This window comes from Actinosynnema pretiosum (assembly GCF_002354875.1).
In the GTDB taxonomy this organism is placed as follows: domain Bacteria; phylum Actinomycetota; class Actinomycetes; order Mycobacteriales; family Pseudonocardiaceae; genus Actinosynnema; species Actinosynnema auranticum.
Map to the genome: position 1 here is coordinate 3094295 of NZ_CP023445.1, position 21409 is coordinate 3115703.

Sequence of the window (21409 nt, forward strand, 5' to 3'; positions counted from 1 at the left end):
AGGCCACCCTCCCGGTCCGGGGACGAGCCATGTCCAGGACCCAGGACCGAACGCCGGACCAGTGGAGCACGGATGAGCCAGCCCGAGAACGCCGAGCCCGCCACCACCGCAGCGCCCCTGGCGCGGTTGGCCGGGCTGCCACCAGCGGAGCAGGAGCGCGTCCTGCTCGGCGTCGTGCACGAGCAGGTCGTCGCGGTGCTCAAGGCCGCCCTGCCCGACGCCCCCGACCGGGTCGCCCCCGAGCGCCCCTTCAAGGAGCTGGGCTTCGACTCGCTGGCCGCCGTGGACCTGCACCGCAGGCTGTGCGCCGCCACCGGCCTCGAACTGCCGGTCACCCTGGTCTTCGACCACCCCACCCCGCTCGCCGTGGCCCGCCTCGCGCGCCGCCTGGCGCTGGGCGAGCGCGCCGTCCCGGTCGTGCGGGAGCCGGTCGCGCGGCGCGAGCGGGACGACGAGCCCATCGCGATCGTCGGCATCGGTTGCCGCTACCCCGGCGGCAGCGACACCCCCGAGAAGCTGTGGGACGTCGTCGCGGGCGGCAGGCACGTCATCTCCGACTTCCCCGACGACCGGGGCTGGGACCTGGACGCGCTGTTCGACCCCGAGCCCGGCAAGTCCGGCAAGTCCTACGTGCGCAAGGGCGGCTTCCTCGCCGAGGCCGCCGAGTTCGACGCCGCGTTCTTCGGCATCAGCCCGCGCGAGGCGCTCGCCATGGACCCGCAGCAGCGCCTGGTCCTGGAGACCGCGTGGGAGGCGCTGGAGCACGCGGGCGTCGACCCGCTGTCCCTGCGCGGCAGCCGCACCGGCGTGTACATCGGCGTCGAGCCCCAGGAGTACGGGCCGCGCCTGCACCAGGCCCCCGAGGGCCTGGACGGCTACCTGCTCACCGGCAACGCGCCCAGCGTCGTCTCCGGGCGCCTCGCCTACTCGCTGGGCCTGGAAGGGCCCACCGTCTCGATCGACACCGCCTGCTCCGGCTCGCTCGTGGCGCTGCACCTCGCGGTGCGGGCGCTGCGCGACGGCGACTGCACCACCGCGCTCGCGGGCGGCGTCGCGGTCATGGTGCACCCCGGCGCGTTCACCGCGTTCAGCACCCAGCGCGGCCTCGCGCCCGACGGCGTGTGCAAGCCCTTCGCCGCCGCCGCCGACGGCACCGGCTGGGCCGAGGGCGTCGGCGTGGTCGTGCTGGAGCGGCTGTCCGACGCGCTGCGCGCGGGCCACCGCGTGCTCGGCGTCGTCAAGGGCACCGCCGTGAACCAGGACGGCGCCTCCAACGGCCTGACCGCGCCCAGCGGTCCCGCGCAGCAGCGCGTCATCCGCCAGGCGCTCGCCGACGCCGGACTGTCCACCTCGGACGTCGACACCGTCGAGGCGCACGGCACCGGCACCCGCCTGGGCGACCCGATCGAGGCGCAGGCGCTGCTCGCCACCTACGGCCAGGACCGCGAGACCCCGCTGTGGCTGGGCTCGATCAAGTCCAACATCGGCCACAGCCAGGCCGCCGCGGGCGTCGCGGGCCTGATCAAGGTCGTGTACGCGATGCGCGAGCGGGTCCTGCCGCGCACCCTGCACGTGGACGCCCCGAGCCCGCACGTGGACTGGTCCGCCGGTGACATCGAGCTGCTGACCGAGCAGCGCCCGTGGGACTCGCCCGACCGGCCGCGCCGCGCGGGCATCTCCTCGTTCGGCGTCAGCGGCACCAACGCGCACGTCGTGATCGAGGAGCCCCCGGCCGTCGAACCGGTCGCGCCCGCGAAGCCCGCCAAGGCCACCCGGAAGTCCAAGAAGGCCAAGGCCACCGCGCCCGTCCCGGTCCCGCTGGTGCTCTCCGGGCGGGGCGAGGCCGCGCTGCGCGGCCAGGCCGCCCGGCTCGCCGGGTTCCTCACCGGTGACGCCGCCCCCGACCTGGTCGACACCGCCCACGAGCTGGCACTGCGCCGCGCCGCCCTGGAGCACCGCGCGGTCCTGCACGCCACCGACCGCGCCGACGCCCTGCGCGGCCTCGCCGCCCTCGCCGCCGGGCAGGACGCCCCCGGCCTGGTGCGCGGCTCCGCCACGGCGGGCCCGACCGCGTTCCTGTTCACCGGCCAGGGCAGCCAGCGCCTGTCGGCGGGCCGCGAGCTGTACCGCGCCCACCCGGTGTTCGCCAAGGCGCTCGACGCGGCCTGCGGCTGGCTCGACCTCCAGCTCGACCGCCCCCTCGGCGAGGTGATGTTCGCCGAGCCCGGCACCGAGGCCGCCGCTCTGCTGCACCGCACCGCCTACGCGCAGAGCGCCCTGTTCGCCCTGGAGACCGCCCTCTACCGGCTGGTCGAGTCCTGGGGCCTGCGCCCCGACTACGTCGCGGGCCACTCGCTGGGCGGCATCACCGCCGCGCACGTCGCGGGCGTGCTGTCCCTGGAGGACGCCGCGCTGCTCGTCGGCGCGCGCGGCAGGCTCATGCAGGCGCTGCCCGAGGGCGGCGCCATGGTGTCGGTGCGCGCCCCCGAGTCCGACGTGCTGCCGCTGCTGGAGGGCCGCGAGGCCGAGGTGCGCGTGGCCGCCGTCAACGGGCCCGCCGCCACCGTGATCTCCGGCGTGGAGACCGCCGTCCTGGAGATCGCCCAGGTCCTGGCCGACCGGGGCGTGAAGACCAAGCGGCTCACCGTCTCGCACGCCTTCCACTCGCCGCTGATGGAACCGGCGCTGGCCGACTTCCGCCGCGTCGCCGAGGTCATGACCTACTCGGCGCCCGCCATCCCGGTGGTCTCCGACGTCACCGGCGAGCTGGCCACCGCCGAGCAGCTGCGCTCCCCGGAGTACTGGGTCGACCACGTCCGGCAGGCCGTCCGGTTCCGCGACGTGGTCGCCGAGCTCGCCGCGCGCGGCGTCGCCACCTTCCTCGAACTCGGCCCCGACGCCGTCCTCACCGCCATGGCGCAGGACTGCGTGGCCGAGATCGAGGACACCGACTTCGCCTTCGCCGCCCTGCTGCGCCGCGACCGCGACGAGGTCGCCGAGGTCCGCTCCGCCGTCGCGCTCGCGCACACCAGGGGCCAGGCCGTGCGCTGGGCCGAGCTGCTCCCGCAGGGCTCCGGCGCGCGCGTCGACCTGCCCCGCTACGCCTTCCAGCGCGAGCGCTACTGGCTCACCGGCGGCAGCTCCTCGGGCGGCGCGGTCGAGCTGGGCCAGCTCGCCGCCGACCACCCGCTCGTCGGCGCCGTCGTCGGCCTCGCGGGCGGCGACCGGGTCGTGCTCACCGGCCGGGTCTCCCCGCGCACCCACCCGTGGCTGGCCGACCACGTCATCTCCGGCTCGGTCCTGCTGCCCGGCACCGCGTTCGTGGAGCTGGCCGTGCGCGCGGGCGACGAGGTCGGCTGCGGCGTGCTCGAGGAGCTGACCCTGGAAGCCCCGCTGGTGCTGCCCGAGCGCGGCGGCGTCGTGCTCCAGGTCGTCGTGGACGCCCCCGACGACGGCGGTCGTCGCACCGTGGCCGTGCACTCGCGGCCCGAGCACGCCCCCGAGGACGCGGGCTGGACCCGCCACGCGGGCGGCGTGCTGTCCGCGCAGGCCCCGGAACCCGGCGAGCGCCTGGAGACCTGGCCGCCGCGCGACGCCGAACCGGTCGACGCCTCCACCGCGTACGCCGACCTCGCCGCGCTGGGCTACGGCTACGGCCCGGTGTTCCAGGGCCTGCGCAAGGCGTGGCGGCGCGGGACCGGCCCCTCCGCCGAGGTGTACGCCGAGGTGGCGCTGCCCGAGTCGGTCGCCGCGTCCGCCGCCTCCTTCGGCCTGCACCCCGCGCTGCTCGACGCCGCCCTGCACGCCGTGGACGTCGCGGGCACGGCGCCCGGCGACCCCGGCGAGGTGCGCGTCCCGTTCGCCTGGAACGACGTCGTCCTGCACGCCACCGGCGCGTCGGCGGTGCGCGTGCGCATCAGCCCCGCCGGGTCCGACGCGGTGTCGCTGACCATCACCGACCCGGCGGGCGCGCCGGTCGCCACGGTCGGCTCGTTCGTCTCCCGCGCGGTCACCGCCGAGCAGCTCGCCGCCGCCCGCCGCGAGCACCACGAGTCGCTGCTGCGCCAGGAGTGGGTCTCGCGGCCCGTCCCGTCCGGCCCGGTCCGCCCGGCCACCGTGCTCGGCGCGGGCCACGCCGACCTCGCCGCGCTGGGCGCCGCCCTCTCCTCGGGCGCGACCGTGCCCGAGACCGTCGTCCACCACGTCCCGACGAGCACCGGTGACGTCCTCGCCGACGTCCGCGCCGCGCTCGACTCGGTGCTCACCGTGGTCCGCCAGTGGCTCGCCGACGAGCGCTTCGGCCCGTCCCGCCTGGTCGTGGTCACCAGGGGCGTCCGCGACGCGGACCTCGCGCACACCCCGGTGTGGGGCCTGGTCCGCGCCGCGCAGGCGGAGAACCCGGACCGCTTCACCCTGGTCGACCTGGACGACGCCCCCGAGTCCGCCGCCCAGCTGCTCCCGGCCGTCGCCACCGGCGAGCCGGAGCTGTCCGTGCGCGCGGGCAAGGTCTCCGTGCCGCGCCTGGCGCGCGTCCCGGTCGAGGAGCCCGCCGACGACCCGTGGGCGGGCGAGGGCACCACCCTGGTCACCGGCGGAACCGGCGGCCTCGGCGCGCTGGTCGCCAAGCACCTGGCCGCCAGGGGCGCCCGGAGGCTGGTGCTCACCAGCCGCCGCGGCCCCGACGCGCCCGGCGCGACCGAGCTGGTCGCGGAGCTGGCCGACCTCGGCGCGACCGCCCGCGTGGTGGCCTGCGACGTGGCCGACCGCGCCGCCGTCGCCGACCTGCTCGACGGCATCACCGACCTGACCGCCGTCGTGCACACCGCCGGTGTCGTCGCGGACGGCACGGTCGGCGCCCTCACCGCCGAGCGCGTGGACGAGGTGCTGCGCCCCAAGGCCGACGCCGCCTGGCACCTGCACGAGCTGACCCAGGGCCGCGACCTGACCGCGTTCGTCCTGTACTCCTCGCTGGCCGCGCTGCTCGACAACCCCGGCCAGGGCAACTACGCCGCCGCGAACCTGTTCCTCAACGCGCTGGCCGAGCGCCGCCGCGCCGAGGGCCTGCCCGCCACCGCCCTCACCTGGGGCCTGTGGCTGGGGGAGAGCGGCATGGGCTCGGTGCTCGACACCGCCGCCCTGCACCGCATCGAGGCCTCCGGGATGCCGGGCCTGACCCCCGAGGAGAACCTGGCGCTGCTCGACGCCGCGCTCACCACCACCGAGCCGGTGCTCGCCCCGGTCCGCCTCGACCTGACCGCGCTGCGCGCCCGCCAGGACGGCGTCCCGGCCCTGCTGCGCGTCCTCGCCCCCACCGCCGCGCGCCGCGCCGCCGGGGGAGCGGCCCAGTCCGGCGGCGACAGCCTCGGCGCGCGCCTGGCCGAGCTGCCCGAGGCCGACCGGGACCGCGTCCTGCTCGACCTGGTCCGCGCGCACGTCGCGGCGGTCCTGGGCCACGGCGGCGGCGACGCCATCGAGCCCAAGCGCGCGTTCAGCGAGATCGGCTTCGACTCGCTGGCGGCCGTGGAGCTGCGCAACCGCCTCACCACCGCCACCGGCCTGCGGCTGCCCGCGACCCTGGTGTTCGACTACCCGACCCCGCTCGCCCTGGTCGGGCACCTGAAGGACAAGGCGCTCGGCGACCGCGCCGCCGCCGCGCCCGTCCAGCGCGCCACCGCCACCGCGGTGGACGACGAGCCCATCGCCGTCGTCGGCATGAGCTGCCGCTTCCCCGGCGGCGTCACCACCCCCGAGGAGCTGTGGCGCCTGGTCGCCGACGGCGTCGACGGCATCTCCCGCTTCCCCGACGACCGGGGCTGGGACGTCGACTCGCTCTACGACCCCGAGCCCGGCAAGCCCGGCCGCACCTACTCGGTCGAGGGCGGCTTCCTGGACGACGCGCTGGACTTCGACGCCGAGTTCTTCGGCATCAGCCCGCGCGAGGCCACCGCGATGGACCCGCAGCAGCGCCTGCTGCTGGAGACCGCCTGGGAGGCGCTGGAGCGCGCGGGCATCGACCCGACCTCGCTCAAGGGCAGCCCGACCGGCGTGTTCGCGGGCATCATGTACCACGACTACGCCCTGCGGCTGAAGGACATCCCGGAGGACCTGGCCGGGTACCTGGGCAACGGCTCGCTCGCCAGCGTCGCCTCCGGCCGCGTCGCGTACGTGCTCGGCCTCGAAGGCCCGGCCGTCTCCGTGGACACCGCGTGCTCCTCGTCGCTGGTGTCGATCCACCTGGCCGCGCAGGCCCTGCGCGGCGGCGAGTGCTCGCTCGCCCTGGCCGGTGGTGTCACCGTCATGGCCACGCCCGACACGTTCCTGGACTTCAGCCTCCAGCGCGGCCTGGCCGCCGACGGCCGCTCCAAGTCGTTCTCCGCCGACGCCGACGGCACCGCCTGGGGCGAGGGCGTGGGCGTGCTCGTGCTGGAGCGGCTGTCCGACGCGCGCCGCAACGGCCACGAGGTCCTGGCCGTGGTCAAGGGCTCCGCGATCAACCAGGACGGCGCGTCCAACGGCCTGACCGCCCCCAACGGGCCGTCGCAGCAGCGGGTCATCCGCGCCGCGCTGTCCATGGCGGGCCTGTCGCACACCGAGGTCGACGCCGTCGAGGCGCACGGCACCGGCACCCGCCTGGGCGACCCGATCGAGGCGCAGGCGCTGCTGGCCACCTACGGCCAGGACCGCACCGAGCCGCTGTGGCTGGGCTCGATCAAGTCGAACGTCGGCCACACCCAGGCCGCGGCCGGTGTCGCGGGCGTCATCAAGATGGTCATGGCGATGCGCGAGGGCGTGCTGCCCCGCACCCTGCACGTGGGGGAGCGCACCCCGCAGGTCGACTGGTCCGAGGGCGCGGTCGAGCTGCTCACCGAGGCCCGCCCGTGGCCGGAGACCGGCCGTCCGCGCCGCGCGGGCGTGTCCTCGTTCGGCATCAGCGGCACCAACGCGCACGTCGTGCTGGAGCAGGCCCCCGCCGCCGAACCCGCCGCGCTCGACCCCGCCGCGCCCGACGCCACCGAACCGCAGCCGTCCGGCCTGGTGCCGTGGGCGCTGTCCGCCCGCACCGGGGACGCCCTGCGCGAGCAGGCCGCCCGGCTGCGCGAGCACGTCGGCTCGGCGTCCCCGCGCGACGTCGGCTGGTCCCTGGCCACCACCCGCGCCGCACTGGAGCGCCGCGCCGTCGTGGTCGGCGAGGACGCCGACCAGCTCGACGCCGCACTGTCCGCGCTGGCCTCCGGCGAGGCCGCGGCGTCCGTCGTGGACGGCGAGGCGCTGTCCGACCCGAGGGTCGTGTTCGTCTTCCCCGGCCAGGGCTCGCAGTGGGCGGGCATGGCCGTGGAGCTGCTCGACTCCTCCCCGGTGTTCGCCGAGCGGATGCGCGAGTGCGCCGCCGCGCTGGCCCCGCACGTGGACTGGAACCTGGTCGACGTCGTGCGCGACGCCCCCGGCGCGCCGCCGCTGAACCGGGTGGACGTGCTCCAGCCGGTGCTGTGGGCGATCACCGTGTCCCTGGCGGAGCTGTGGAAGCACCACGGCGTGCGCCCCGACGCGGTCGTCGGCCACTCCCAGGGCGAGATCGCCGCCGCCGTCGTCTCCGGCGCGCTGTCCCTGCAGGACGGCGCCGCGATCGTCGCGCTGCGCAGCGTCCTGATCGGCGAGGAGCTGTCCGGCAAGAGCGGGATGCTGTCCATCCAGCTGCCCCTGGACGAGGTCCTGCCGCGCCTGCGCGAGGGCCTGACCATCGGCGCGCTCAACGGCGCCCGCTCGGTCGTGGTCTCCGGCGACCCGGAGAACCTGGCCGCGCTCCAGGCCGAGCTGACCGCCGAGGGCGTGCGCGCCCGCCCGGTCAAGATCGACTACGCCTCGCACTCCCCGCACGTGGAGGTGATCCGCGAGCGGCTGCTGGCCGTGATCGCGCACGTCGCCCCGCGCGCCGCCACCACCCCGTTCTGCTCCACCGTCACCGGCGGCTTCCTCGACGGCGCGAGGCTCGACGCCGACTACTGGTACTCCAACCTGCGCGAGAAGGTCGACTTCGTCGGCGCCACCCGCGCCCTCCTCGGCTCCGGCCACACCGTGTTCATCGAGTGCAGCCCGCACCCCGTGCTGCCCTCGGCCGTGCAGGAGACCGCCGACGAGGACGACCGCGAGGTCGTCACCGTCCCGACCCTGCGCCGCGAGGACGGCGGCCCCCGCAGGCTGCTGCTGTCCCTGGCCCAGGCGTGGACGCGCGGCGTCGACGTGGACTGGACCACCCTGCTCACCGGCCCGGCCGCCCCGCGCCGCGTCGCCCTGCCCACCTACGCCTTCCAGCACCGCCGCTTCTGGCTCGACGCCACCGACGGCCCCGGCGACGTCTCGTCGGCGGGCCTGGGCGCCACCGGCCACCCGCTGCTGGGCGCGACCACCACCACCGCCGAGAACGACGGCGTCCTGCTCACCGGCCGCCTCGCGCTCGACACCCACCCGTGGCTGGCCGACCACGCCGCCTCCGGCGTCGTCCTGCTGCCCGGCACCGCGTTCGTGGAGCTGGCGGTCCGGGCGGGCGACCAGGTCGGCTGCGACCGCGTGGACGAGCTGACCCTGGAGGCCCCGCTGGTGCTGCCCGCGCGCGGCGGCACCGTCCTGCAGGTCGCGGTCGGCGCGCCCGACGCCACCGGAAGGCGCGCGGTGAGCGTGCACTCCCGGCCCGAGGACGCCGACTCCTCGTGGACCCGGCACGCCTCCGGCTTCCTGGACCACGCCCCGCGCACCAGCCCCGAGCGCCTGACCGCGTGGCCGCCGCCCGGCGCGGCCAAGCTCGACGTCGACGCCCTCTACGCGGAGCTCGCGGCGGGCGGCTACGCCTACGGCCCGGTGTTCCGCGCCGTCCGCGCCGCCTGGCGGCAGGGCGACGTGGTGTTCGCCGAGGTCGCGCTGCCCGAGCACGCCGACGCGGCGGGCTTCGGCCTGCACCCGGCGCTGCTCGACGCGGCCCTGCACGCCACCGGCGCCCGCGAGGGCGGGGCCGAGGACGGCCTGATCGACCTGCCGTTCGCCTGGACCGGCGTCACCCTGCACGCCTCCGGCGCGACCGGGCTGCGCGTGCGGCTCACCCCCGAGGGCGGCGGCGCGGTGTCGCTGCTGCTGGCCGACCCGACCGGCGCGCCGGTCGCCACGGTCGACGCGCTGGTCACCCGGCCCATCCCGGCCGAGGCGCTGACCGGCGGCTCCGGCCAGGACTCGCTCTACCGCGTGGACTGGACCCCGGTCCCGGCGGCGGGCCCGGTCACCGGCGCGGTCACCGTGCTGGACGGCCCCGACCTGTCCGCGCTGACGCAGGTCCCGGACTGGGTGGTGCTGCCGGTCTCCGGCCAGGCCGCGCGGTCCACCGTGGACGACGTGCTCTCCGTGCTGCGCCAGTGGATCGCGGACGAGCGGTTCGCCGCCGCCCGCCTCGCCCTGGTCACCACCGGGGGCGTGCCCGCCGCGGGCCACGCCGTCGACCCGGTCGTCGCCCCGGTGTGGGGCCTGGTCCGGGCCGCGCAGGCGGAGAACCCGGACCGGTTCACCCTGCTCGACCTGGACGACGCGAACGATGTGGCCAGCGCCGTCACCACCCCGCTCGGCCTGGGCGAGCCGGAGGTCGCGGTCCGCGACGGCGCGCTCCTCGTGCCGCGCCTGGCCCGCGTCACCGACCGCCCCCAGGCCCCGTTCGCCTGGACCGCCGAGGACACCGTCCTGATCACCGGCGGCACCGGCGGCCTCGGCGCGCTGCTCGCGGGCCACCTGGCCGGGCAGGGCGTGCGGCAGCTGGTGCTCACCAGCCGTCGCGGCCCGGACGCGCCCGGCGCGACCGAGCTGGTCGCCGAGCTGGCCGACCTGGGCGCCACCGCCCGCGTCGTCGCCTGCGACGTGGCCGACCGCGACTCGGTCGCCGCGCTCCTCGCCGACGTCGACGGCCTCACCGCCGTCGTGCACACGGCGGGCGCGCTCGCCGACGGCCTCGTCTCGGCCATGACCCCCGAGCAGGTCGACGCCGTCTGGCTGCCCAAGGCCGAGGGCGCGCGCACCCTGCACGAGCTCACCTCCGACCTGCGGGCGTTCGTCGTCTTCTCCTCGGCGGCGGGCGTGGTCGACGGCACCGGCCAGGGCAACTACGCCGCCGCCAACACCTACCTCGACGCGCTGGTGGAACAGCGCCGCGCCACCGGTCTGCCCGGAACCTCGATCGCCTGGGGCCTGTGGGAGCACCGCAGCGGCATGACCGGCCACCTCACCGAGGGCGACCTGGCCCGCATGGCCCGCTCCGGCGTGCGCGGCCTGCCCGCCGCCGAGGGCCTCGCCCTGTTCGACGCCGCCCTCGCGCTCGACGCCCCGCTGCTGGTCCCGGTGAAGCTGGACCTGGCGGCCCTGCGCACCAGGGGGGAGGAGCTGCCCCGGCTGTTCCACGGCCTGGTCCGCCCCACCCGCCGCGCCGCGACCGCCGCGGGCGCCGACCGGACCCCGCGCGACGAGCTGCTCGGCCTGTCCGCCGAGGACCGGGGCCGCGTCCTGCTCGACCTGGTCCGCTCGCACGTCGCGGCCGTCCTCGGCCACGGCAGCGGCGCCGAGATCGAGCCGCGCCGCGCGTTCGGCGAGCTGGGCTTCGACTCGCTCGCGGCGGTCGAGCTGCGCAACCGGCTCACCACCGCCACCGGCCTGCGGCTGCCCGCCACCCTGGTGTTCGACCACCCGACCCCGGTCGCGCTGGTCGCGCACCTGTCCGAGTCGCTCGGCGGGGCCGCGCCCAGCGCGCCCACCCCGGTGGCGACGACCCGCGCGGACGACGGCGACCCGATCGCCATCGTCGCGATGGGCTGCCGCTACCCCGGCGACGTCACCACCCCCGAGGAGCTGTGGCGGCTCGTCGCGGACGGCGTCGACGCGATCGGCGGGTTCCCCGTCGACCGGGGCTGGGACACCGACGGCATCTACGACCCCGAACCGGGCAAGCCCGGCCGCACCTACGTGCGCGAGGGCGGCTTCCTCAGCGACGCCCTGGGCTTCGACGCCGGGTTCTTCGGCATCTCCCCGCGCGAGGCCCTGGCCATGGACCCGCAGCAGCGGCTGCTGCTGGAGACCGCGTGGGAGGTCATCGAGCGGGCGGGCATCGACCCGACCTCGCTCAAGGGCACCCCGACCGGCGTGTTCGCCGGCGTGATGTACCACGACTACGGCAGCAGGCTGAAGGAGGTCCCCGAGGACCTGGCCGGGTACCTGGGCAACGGCAGCATCGCCAGCGTCCTGTCCGGCCGCGTGTCCTACGTGCTCGGCCTCGAAGGCCCGGCGGTCTCCGTGGACACCGCGTGCTCCTCGTCCCTGGTGTCCATCCACCTGGCCGCGCAGGCGCTCCGGGCGGGGGAGTGCTCGCTCGCCCTCGCCGGCGGCGTCACGGTGATGTCCGCGCCGGACACCTTCGTGGACTTCAGCCTCCAGCGCGGCCTGGCCCGCAACGGCCGGTCCAAGTCGTTCTCCGCCGACGCCGACGGCACCGGCTGGGGCGAGGGCGTCGGCCTGCTCCTGCTGGAGCGGCTGTCCGACGCGCGCCGCAACGGCCACGAGGTGCTGGCGGTGCTGCGCGGCAGCGCGGTCAACCAGGACGGCGCGTCCAACGGCCTCACCGCCCCCAACGGCCCGTCGCAGCAGCGCGTCATCCGCGCGGCGCTGGCCAACGCGGGCCTGTCGCACACCGAGGTCGACGCCGTCGAGGCGCACGGCACCGGCACCCCGCTCGGCGACCCGATCGAGGCGCAGGCGCTGCTGGCCACCTACGGCCAGGACCGGGAGATCCCGCTGCTGCTGGGCTCCATCAAGTCCAACTTCGGCCACACCCAGGCCGCGGCGGGCGTCGCGGGCGTCATCAAGATGGTCATGGCGATGCGGGAGGGCCGGGTCCCGGCCACCCTGCACGTCTCCGAGCGCACCGACCAGGTCGACTGGTCCGAGGGCGCGGTCGAGCTGCTCACCGAGGCCCGCCCGTGGCCGGAGACCGGTCGTCCGCGCCGCGCCGGTGTCTCGTCGTTCGGCATCAGCGGCACCAACGCGCACATCGTCCTGGAGCAGGCCCCCGAGCCGGTCGCCGGGACCACCGCGCCGGAAACCACCGCGCCGGAAACCGTTGCGCCGGAAGCGATCGAGCCCAACGGGGCGCTGCTGCCCCTGCTGGTCTCCGGTCGCGGCGCGGACGCGGTGCGCGCCCAGGCCGGGCTGCTCGCCGCCCACCTGGCCGCCCACCCCGACCTCGCGCCGCTCGACGTCGCGCACTCCCTGGTCACCACCCGCGCCGCGCTGGAGCAGCGCGCCGTCGTGGTCGGCGAGGACCTGGAGCGGCTCACCGCCGGGCTGTCCGCGCTGGCCTCCGGCGAGGCCGCCGCGTCCGTCGTGGACGGCGAGGTGCTCTCCGACCCGAGGGTCGTGTTCGTCTTCCCCGGCCAGGGCTCGCAGTGGGTCGGCATGGCCGCCGAGCTGCTCGACGCCTCACCGGTCTTCGCCGCCCGCATGGCCGAGTGCGCGCGGGCCCTGTCCGAGTTCGTGGACTGGGACCTGATCGCCGTGGCGCGCGGCGACGAGGACGCCCCCTCGCTGGAGCGGGTCGACGTCGTGCAGCCGGTGCTGTGGGCGATGATGGTGTCGCTGGCCGAGCTGTGGCGCGCGAACGGCGTGCGCCCCGACGCGGTCGTCGGCCACTCGCAGGGCGAGATCGCCGCCGCCGTCGCGTCCGGCGCGCTGTCCACTCGGGACGGTGCGGCGATCGTGGCGCTGCGCAGCCTCGCCATCGCCGAGGACCTGGCGGGCAAGGGCGGGATGCTGTCCGTGCAGCTGCCCGTGGACGAGGTCCGCCCCCGGCTCGCCGAGGGCCTGTCGATCGCGGTGGTCAACGGCGCCCGCTCCGTCGTCGTCTCCGGCGACCCGGCCGGGCTGGACGCGCTCCAGGCCGAGCTGCGCGCCGAGGGCGCGCGGGCCAAGCGGGTCCCGGTGGACTACGCCTCGCACTCCGCCCACGTGGAGTCGATCCGCGAGCGCCTGCTCGACGTGCTCGCGGACCTGTCCCCGCGCACCTCCGCCACCCCGTTCTGCTCCACGGTCACCGCCGAGTTCACCGACACCGCCGCGCTCGACGCCGGCTACTGGTACACGAACCTGCGCGAGACGGTCGACTTCGTCGGCGCCACCCGCACCCTGCTCGCCACCGGGCACGCCGTGTTCGTCGAGTGCAGCCCGCACGCGGTGCTCACCTCGGCGGTGCTGGAGACCGCCGAGGAGGACGGCCGCGAGGTCGCCGCGATCGGCTCCCTGCGCCGCGACGACGGCGGCCCCCGCCGGGTGCTGCTGTCCCTGGCCCAGGCGTGGACGCGCGGCGTCGACGTGGACTGGACCGGCCTGCTCGCGGACCGCGCGACGGCGGCCCCGAAGCGGATCGCCCTGCCCACCTACGCCTTCCAGCACCGCCGCTACTGGCTCGACGCCACCTCGGCGACCGGCGACGTCACCTCGGCGGGCCTGGCCGCGACCGCCCACCCGCTGCTCGGCGCGACCATCGCCGTCGCGGGCGCGGACGAGGTCCTGCTCACCGGCCGCCTCGCCGCCGACACCCACCCGTGGCTGGCGCACCACGCCTTCGCGGGCGCCACCCTGCTCCCCGGCACCGCGTTCGTGGAGCTCGCGATCCGGGCGGGCGACCAGGTCGGCTGCGACCGCGTGGACGAGCTGACCCTGGAGGCCCCGCTGGCGCTGCCCGAGCGCGGCGGCGTGCACGTCCAGCTCCGCATCGGCGACCCCGACCGGGACGGCGGCCGGGAGCTGACCGTGCACTCCCGCGCCGAGGGCTCCGAGGCCCCGTGGACCCGGCACGCCACCGGCCGCCTGGTCCGCTCCGAGACCACCCCGGACTTCGACCTGGTGGCCTGGCCGCCGCCCGGCGCGCAGCCGGTGGACCTGGACGGCGCCTACCCGGCGCTCGACGCCCAGGGCTACGGCTACGGCCCCGCCTTCCAGGGCCTGCGCGCCGCCTGGCGGCTCGGCGACGAGGTGTTCGCCGAGGTCGAGCTGCCCGAGGACGTGGACCCGGCGGGCTACGGCCTGCACCCCGCCCTGCTCGACGCCGCCCTGCACCCGGTGCTGGTGGTCGAGTCCGGCGAGGACAGGCCGCCGCAGCTGCCGTTCTCCTGGACGGGCGTGTCGCTGTTCGCCGAGGGCGCCCGCGCCCTGCGGGTGCGGCTCACCCCGACCGGCGGCGACGGCCTGGCCATCCGGGTCGCCGACCAGGCGGGCAACCCCGTCGCCCAGGTCGCCGACCTGCTCTCCCGCGAGGTCGTCGTGCCCGCGGCGGGCGTGCCGGACGCGCTGTTCCGGGTGGACTGGACCAAGATCGAGGCCGCGCCGACCACCGGCAAGCTGCTCGTGCTCGGCGACGCGCTGGGCAAGTACGTGCCCAAGGTCCCCGACCTGGCCTCGATCGGCGCGGACGTCCCCGAGTGGGTCGTGCTGCCGATCGGCTCGGCCGAGTCCTCCCGCTCCGCCGTCGACCTGGCCCTGTCCACCGCGCAGGAGTGGTTGGCCGACGACCGGTTCGCCTCCTCGACGCTCGTGGTGCTCACCAGGGGCGGCGCGGGGGTCGGCGACGTGCCGGTCGACCCGGCCGTCACCGCCGTGCACGGCCTGATCCGGGCCGCCGCCGCCGAGAACCCCGACCGGTTCGCGCTGGTGGACACCGACGGCTGGCCGGTGCACTGGGACGGGCTGCTCGCCGCGCTGGGCTCCGGCGAGCCGGAGATCGCGGTGCGCGGCGACGACCTGCTCGCCCCGCGCCTGGTCCGCGCCACCCCCGAGGGCCCCGCGTTCGCCTGGACCGACCAGGACACCGTCCTGATCACCGGCGGCACCGGCGGCCTCGGCGCGGTGCTGGCCAGGCACCTGGTGCAGCGGGGCGTGCGGGAGCTGGTGCTCACCAGCCGCCGCGGCCCCGACGCCCCCGGCGCGGCGGAGCTGGTGGCGGAGCTGGCCGACCTGGGCGCCACCGCCCGCGTCGTCGCCTGCGACGTCGCCGACCGCGACTCGGTCGCCGCCCTGCTCGCGGGCGTCGACGGCCTCACCGCCGTCGTGCACACCGCCGCCGTGCTGGACGACGGCCTGGTCACCGGCCTCACCCCCGAGCGCCTGGACGCCGCCTGGAACCCCAAGGCCGAGGGCGCGCGGCACCTGCACGAGCTGACCGGCGACCTGCGGGCGTTCGTGCTGTTCTCCTCCGCCGCGGGCGTCTACGACGGCGCGGCCCAGGGCAACTACGCCGCCGCCAACACCTACGTCGACGGCCTCGCGCGGGCCCGCCGCGACGCGGGGCTGCCGGCCGTCTCGCTCGCCTGGGGCTTCTGGTCCCAGCGCAGCGGCATGACCGACCACCTGTCCGACGTCGACCTGGCCCGCATGGGCCGCTCCGGCGTCACCGGCCTGAGCACCGAGGAGGGCCTCGCGCTGTTCGACGCCAGCCTCGCCTCGACCGAGCCGCTGCTGGTGCCGATGCGCCTCGACCTGGCCGCGCTGCGCGAGCGCGACGCGCTGCCCGCGCTGCTGAAGTCCCTGGTGCGCAAGCAGGTCCGCCGCTCCGGCGTCACCGGCGAGGAGGACGGCGGCTCCGCGCTGGCCCGCAGGCTCCGCGCGCTGCCCCCGGCCGACCGGACCCGCGTGGTGCTGGACCTGGTGCGCTCGCACGTCGCGGCCGTCCTCGGCCACGACGGCGCGGCGTCCGTCGACCCGCGCCGCGCGTTCCGCGACCTGGGCTTCGACTCGCTCGCCGCGGTCGAGCTGCGCAACCGCCTGGTCGCGGCCACCGGCCTGCGGCTGCCCGCGACCCTGGTGTTCGACCACCCGAACCCGGAGCTGCTGGCCGCCCTGCTGGAGACCGAGCTGGTCGGCGACGCCGAGCCCGCCGCCGACCTGCCCGCCGCGCCCACCCGCGCGGTGGACGACGACCCGATCGCGGTCGTCGGCATCGGCTGCCGCTTCCCCGGCGACGTCAGCACGCCCGAGGACCTGTGGCGGCTGCTCGACGGTGGCGTCGACGCCATCAGCGCGTTCCCGACCGACCGCGGCTGGGACCTGGACGCCCTGTTCGACCCGGAGCCCGGCAAGGTCGGCAAGTCCTGCTCCCTGGAGGGCGGCTTCCTGCACGACGCCGCCGACTTCGACGCCGGGTTCTTCGGCATCAGCCCGCGCGAGGCCCTGGCCACCGACCCGCAGCAGCGCCTGCTGCTGGAGACCGCGTGGGAGGCCCTGGAGCGGGCCGGGATCGACCCGGTGTCGCTGCGCGGCAGCGCGACCGGCGTGTTCGCGGGCGTGATGTACAACGACTACGCGACCCGCCTGCGGTCGGTGCCCGAGGACCTGGCCGGGTACGTCGGCAACGGCAGCCTGGGCAGCGTCGCCTCCGGCCGGGTGTCCTACGTGCTGGGCCTGGAGGGCCCGGCCGTCTCGGTCGACACCGCGTGCTCCTCCTCGCTGGTCTCCCTCCACCTGGCCGCGCAGGCGCTCAGGGCGGGGGAGTGCTCGCTGGCGCTGGCGGGCGGCGTGAGCGTCATGGCCACGCCGGACACGTTCATCGACTTCAGCCTCCAGCGCGGCCTGGCGCCGGGCGGGCGGGCGAAGTCGTTCTCCGCCGACGCGGACGGCACCGCGATGTCCGAGGGCGTCGGGATGCTGGTCCTGGAGCGGCTCTCCGACGCCAGGGCCAACGGGCACGAGGTGCTGGCGGTGCTGCGCGGCAGCGCGGTCAACCAGGACGGCGCGTCCAACGGCCTGACCGCGCCCAACGGGCCGTCGCAGCAGCGGGTCATGCGCTCCGCGCTGGCCGTCGCGGGCCTGCGGCCGTCCGAGGTGGACGCGGTCGAGGCGCACGGCACCGGCACGGTGCTCGGCGACCCGATCGAGGCCCAGGCCGTCATCGCCACCTACGGCCAGGACCGCGACGAGCCGCTCTGGCTGGGCTCGATCAAGTCCAACATCGGCCACACCCAGGCCGCGGCAGGCGTCGCGGGCGTGATCAAGATGATCATGGCGATCCGGGCGGGCGTGCTGCCCCGCACGCTGCACGCCGACCAGCGCACCGACCGGGTCGATTGGAGCGGGGGCGCGGTCGAGCTGCTGACCGAGCCCCGGCCGTGGCCGGAGACCGACCACCCGCGCCGCGCGGGCGTCTCCTCCTTCGGCATCAGCGGCACCAACGCGCACGTCATCGTCGAGCAGGCCCCGACCGCGCCGACCACGTCCGCCCAGGACGCGCCCACCAGGGCCGTGCCCGCCCCGATCGTGCTGGCCGCCGCCGACGAGGGCGCCCTGCGCGCCCAGGCGGAGAACCTGCTGGCGCTGCTCGCGGACGGCGTCGACCGGACCGACCTGGCCCACGCCACCGCCACCACCCGCGCGGCACTGGAGCACCGCGCGGCGATCGTCCCCGGCGACCCCGCCGAGGTGCTCAAGTCCCTGGAAGCCCTGGCCGCCACCGGTTCCGGGCCGGGCGTCGTGCGCACCGCCCGCTCCACCGGGGCGCTCGCCCTGCTGTTCACCGGGCAGGGCGCGCAGCGCGCGGGCATGGGGCGCGAGCTGCGCGCCGCCTGGCCGGTGTTCGCCGAGGCGTTCGACGAGGCGTGCGCGCTGCTCGACGCCGAGCTGGACACCCCGCTCGCCCAGGTCCTGGACGGCGACGACCCGGACCTGGTGCAGCAGACCCGCTACAGCCAGCCCGCCCTGTTCGCCTTCGAGGTCGCCCTGCACCGCCTGCTCCGGTCCTGGGGCGTGCGCGCGGACCTCCTCGCGGGCCACTCGATCGGCGAGCTGGCCGCAGCCCACGTCGCCGGGGTGTTCTCCCTGGCCGACGCGGCCAGGCTGGTCGCCGCGCGCGGCAGGCTCATGCAGTCCATGCGCCCCGACGGCGGCATGGTCTCGGTCCTGGCCACCGAGGAGCGCGTCCGCGCCGACCTCGTGGGCCTGGAGGGCCGGGTCGACGTGGCCGCCGTGAACGGCCCCGCCTCGACCGTCGTCTCCGGCGACGCCGACGCGCTGGCCGAACTGGTGGCGACCTGGAAGGCCGAGGGCCTCAAGACCCGCGCCCTCGCCGTGTCCCACGCCTTCCACTCCCCGCACACCGACGAGGTGCTCGACGCGTTCCGCGAGGTCGCCACGAGCATCGCCTACGCCGAGCCGACCACCCCCGTGGTCTCCACCCTCACCGGCCGCCTCGCCGAACCCGGCGAGCTGACCGACCCGGAGTACTGGGTGCGGCACGTGCGCGGCGCGGTGCGCTTCCACGACGCCGTGCGCGAGCTGGAGGCCAGGGGCGCCACCACGTTCCTGGAGGTCGGCCCGGACGCGGTGCTCACCGCGCTCGGCCGCGACTGCCTGCTCGACGAGGGCGCCGCGCTGCTGACCGCCACCCAGCGCGCCGACCACCCGGAGACCACCGCGCTGGCCGCCGCCGTGGGCGCGCTGTTCGTCCGGGGCACGACCCCGGACTGGGCCGCGCTGTTCGCCGGTTCCGGCGCCCGACCGGTCGACCTGCCCACCTACCCGTTCCAGCGCCGCCGCTACTGGCTCGACGCCGCCGTCGGCGGCACGGGCTCGGGCAGCGGCCACCCGCTGGCCGGGGACGTGCTCACCACCGCCGAGGGCGACGGCGTCCTGCTCACCGGCCGGATCTCGCCGCGCACCCACGCGTGGCTGGCCGACCACACCGTCTCGGGCGAGGTCCTGCTGCCCGGCACGGCGTTCGTGGAGCTGGCCGTCCAGGCGGGCGACCAGGTCGGCTGCGGCCGGGTCGAGGAGCTGACCCTCCAGTCCCCGCTCGTGCTCCCGGAGCGCGGCGGCGTCGTGCTCCAGGTCGCCGTGGGCGGCCCGGACGAGTCCGGCCGCCGCACGGTCACCGCGCACTCCCGGCCCGACGCCGAGGGCGCGCAGTGGACCAGGCACGCCACCGGCTCGCTCGTCCCGGACACCGAGGTCGCCACGACCGACGCCGACCTGACCGGCGAGCCCGGCCGGTGGGCGCCCCCGGACGCCACCGAGCTGGACCTCACCGGGCACTACGCGGAGCTGGCCGCCCGCGGCTACGGCTACGGCCCGGCGTTCCAGGGCCTGCGCGCGGCCTGGCGGCGCGGTGACGAGGTGTTCGCCGAGGTCGCCCTGCCCGAGGAGGTCGACGCCTCCGGCTACGGCCTGCACCCGGCGCTGCTCGACGCCACCCTGCACACCGCCGAGCTGCTGGAGGACGGGCCCGGCGAGCTGACCGTCCCGTTCGCCTGGAAGGACGTGGTGCTGCGGGCCACCGGGGCGTCCGCGCTGCGGGTCCGCCTGACCCGCACCGGCCCCACCGCCTACTCGGTCGCCCTGGCCGACCCGGACGGCGCGCCGGTCGCCGAGGTGGGCTCGCTGGCGGTGCGCCCACTGCCCGCCGCCGAGGGCCCCTCGGTCGGCGACGCGCTGTTCCGGCTCGACTGGACCCCGGTGCTCGGCGCGGCCGACACCCCGGCCAGGCTCGCCGTCCTCGGCGCGCCGGGCCGCTTCCCGGCCGAGGTCGCCTACCCGGACCTGGACGCGGTGGCGGCGGCGGGCCCGCAGGGACCGGACTCGGTCCTGCTGCCCCTGCCCGCCACCGGCGACGACCCGGCCGCGGCCGGACGGGCGGCGGTCGAGGGGCTGCTGCCGGTCCTGCGCCGCTGGGCCGAGGACGACCGGCTGGCGGGCAAGCGGCTCGTGGTCGTCACCACCGGCGCGGTGTCGGTGGACGGCGAGGACTCGCCCGGCCTGGCGCACGCCGCCCTGTGGGGGCTGCTGCGCTCGGCGCAGGTCGAGCACCCGGACCTGGTGGGCCTGGTCGACGTGGACGGCGACCCCGCCTCCGACCTGGTCCTGCCCGCCGCCCTGACCGCCGGGGAGCCGCAGCTCGCGGTGCGCGGCGGCCGGGCGTTCGCGCCCAGGCTGGTCCGGGCCGGGTTGCCCGCGGCGGCGCCCGACTTCGGCTCCGGCCGGGTCCTGGTCACCGGCGGCCTGAGCGGCGTCGGCGCGACCGTCGCCCGGCACCTGGTCACCGCGCGCGGCGTCACCGACCTGCTGCTCACCAGCCGTCGCGGCCAGGACGCGCCCGGCGCGGCCGAGCTGGTCGCGGAGCTGACCGGTCTCGGCGCCTCGGTCGAGGTCGCCGCGTGCGACGTCGCCGACCGCGACGCCGTCGCCGCCCTGCTGGAGGGCCTGGAGCTCTCGGCGGTCGTGCACTCGGCGGGCGTCGTCGACGACGCGCTGCTGTCCGGGCTCACCCCCGAGCAGGTGGCGGCGGTCTGGCGGCCCAAGGCCGAGGCCGCCTGGCACCTGCACGAGCTGACGCGGGGCCACGACCTGACCGCGTTCGTGCTGTTCTCCTCGCTGGTCTCGGTGGTCGGCGGAGCGGGCCAGTCCGCCTACGCCGCCGCCAACGGCTTCCTCGACGCGCTCGCCGCGCACCGCCGCGCCCAGGGCCTGCCCGCCACCTCGGTGGCGTGGGGCCTGTGGACCGGGGTGGGCAGCGCGATGACCGGGGAGCTGGGGGAGCGGGACCTGCGGCGCATGGCGTCCTCCGGGGTGCTGGGCCTGCGGCCCGCCGAGGGGCTGGCGCTGCTCGACGCGGCGGTCGCCTCGGACCGGGCCGACCTCGTGGCGGCCAGGCTGGACCTGGCGGCCGTGCGGCAGGCGTCCGGCGCGGTGCCCCCGGTGTTCCGGGCGCTGGTGCGCGGGGCGGTCAGGCGGGTCGCCGGGACCGGCGCGCCCACCTCGGGGCCGTCGGTGGCCGAGCAGGTCGCCGCGCTGCCGCCCGCCCGGCGGCGCGACCACCTCGTGGAGCTGGTGCGCGGTCTGGTGGCGGGCGTCCTCGGGCACGACGGCGCGCACGCGGTCGACGCGGGCAAGGGATTCCTGGAACTGGGCTTCGACTCGCTCGCCGCGGTCGAGCTGCGCAACCGGGTGGCCGAGGTGGTCGGGGTGCGGTTGTCCGCGACGCTGGTCTACGACCACCCGACGCCCGCCGCCGTGGCCGAGCTGCTGCTGTCCGAACTGGGCGGGGCGGAGGAGTCCGCGCCCTCCTTGGAGGCCGAGCTCGCCCGGTTGGAGACCGCATTGGAGACCGCCGCGCCGGACGAGGAGGAGCGCGTCCGGGTCGAGAGCAGGCTGCGGGCGCTGGTGGCGCGCTGGTCCGGCGCAGGTGGGGCGGTGGCCGAGGCGGCCGACGTGCTGGACGCGGTGACCGCCGACGAGCTGTTCGACATCCTGGACGAGGAGCTCGAAGCGACCGATTGATCCGCGTGCCATGACCGAGTTATGACCGAGCAGTGTGAACGCCGTCACGTCATTCCCGTCACTTCGGGTTGCCGTGGCG

General features: G+C 76.9%; 1 protein-coding gene. It reads left to right on the forward strand.

All coding sequences use genetic code 11. The features are described 5' to 3' along the window. Positions 1-72 precede the first annotated feature (72 nt). On the forward strand, positions 73-21330 hold the full coding sequence (locus CNX65_RS13645) for a type I polyketide synthase (protein ID WP_096493128.1): 21258 nt from the start codon (positions 73-75) through the stop codon (positions 21328-21330). The last annotated feature ends 79 nt before the right edge of the window (positions 21331-21409 follow it).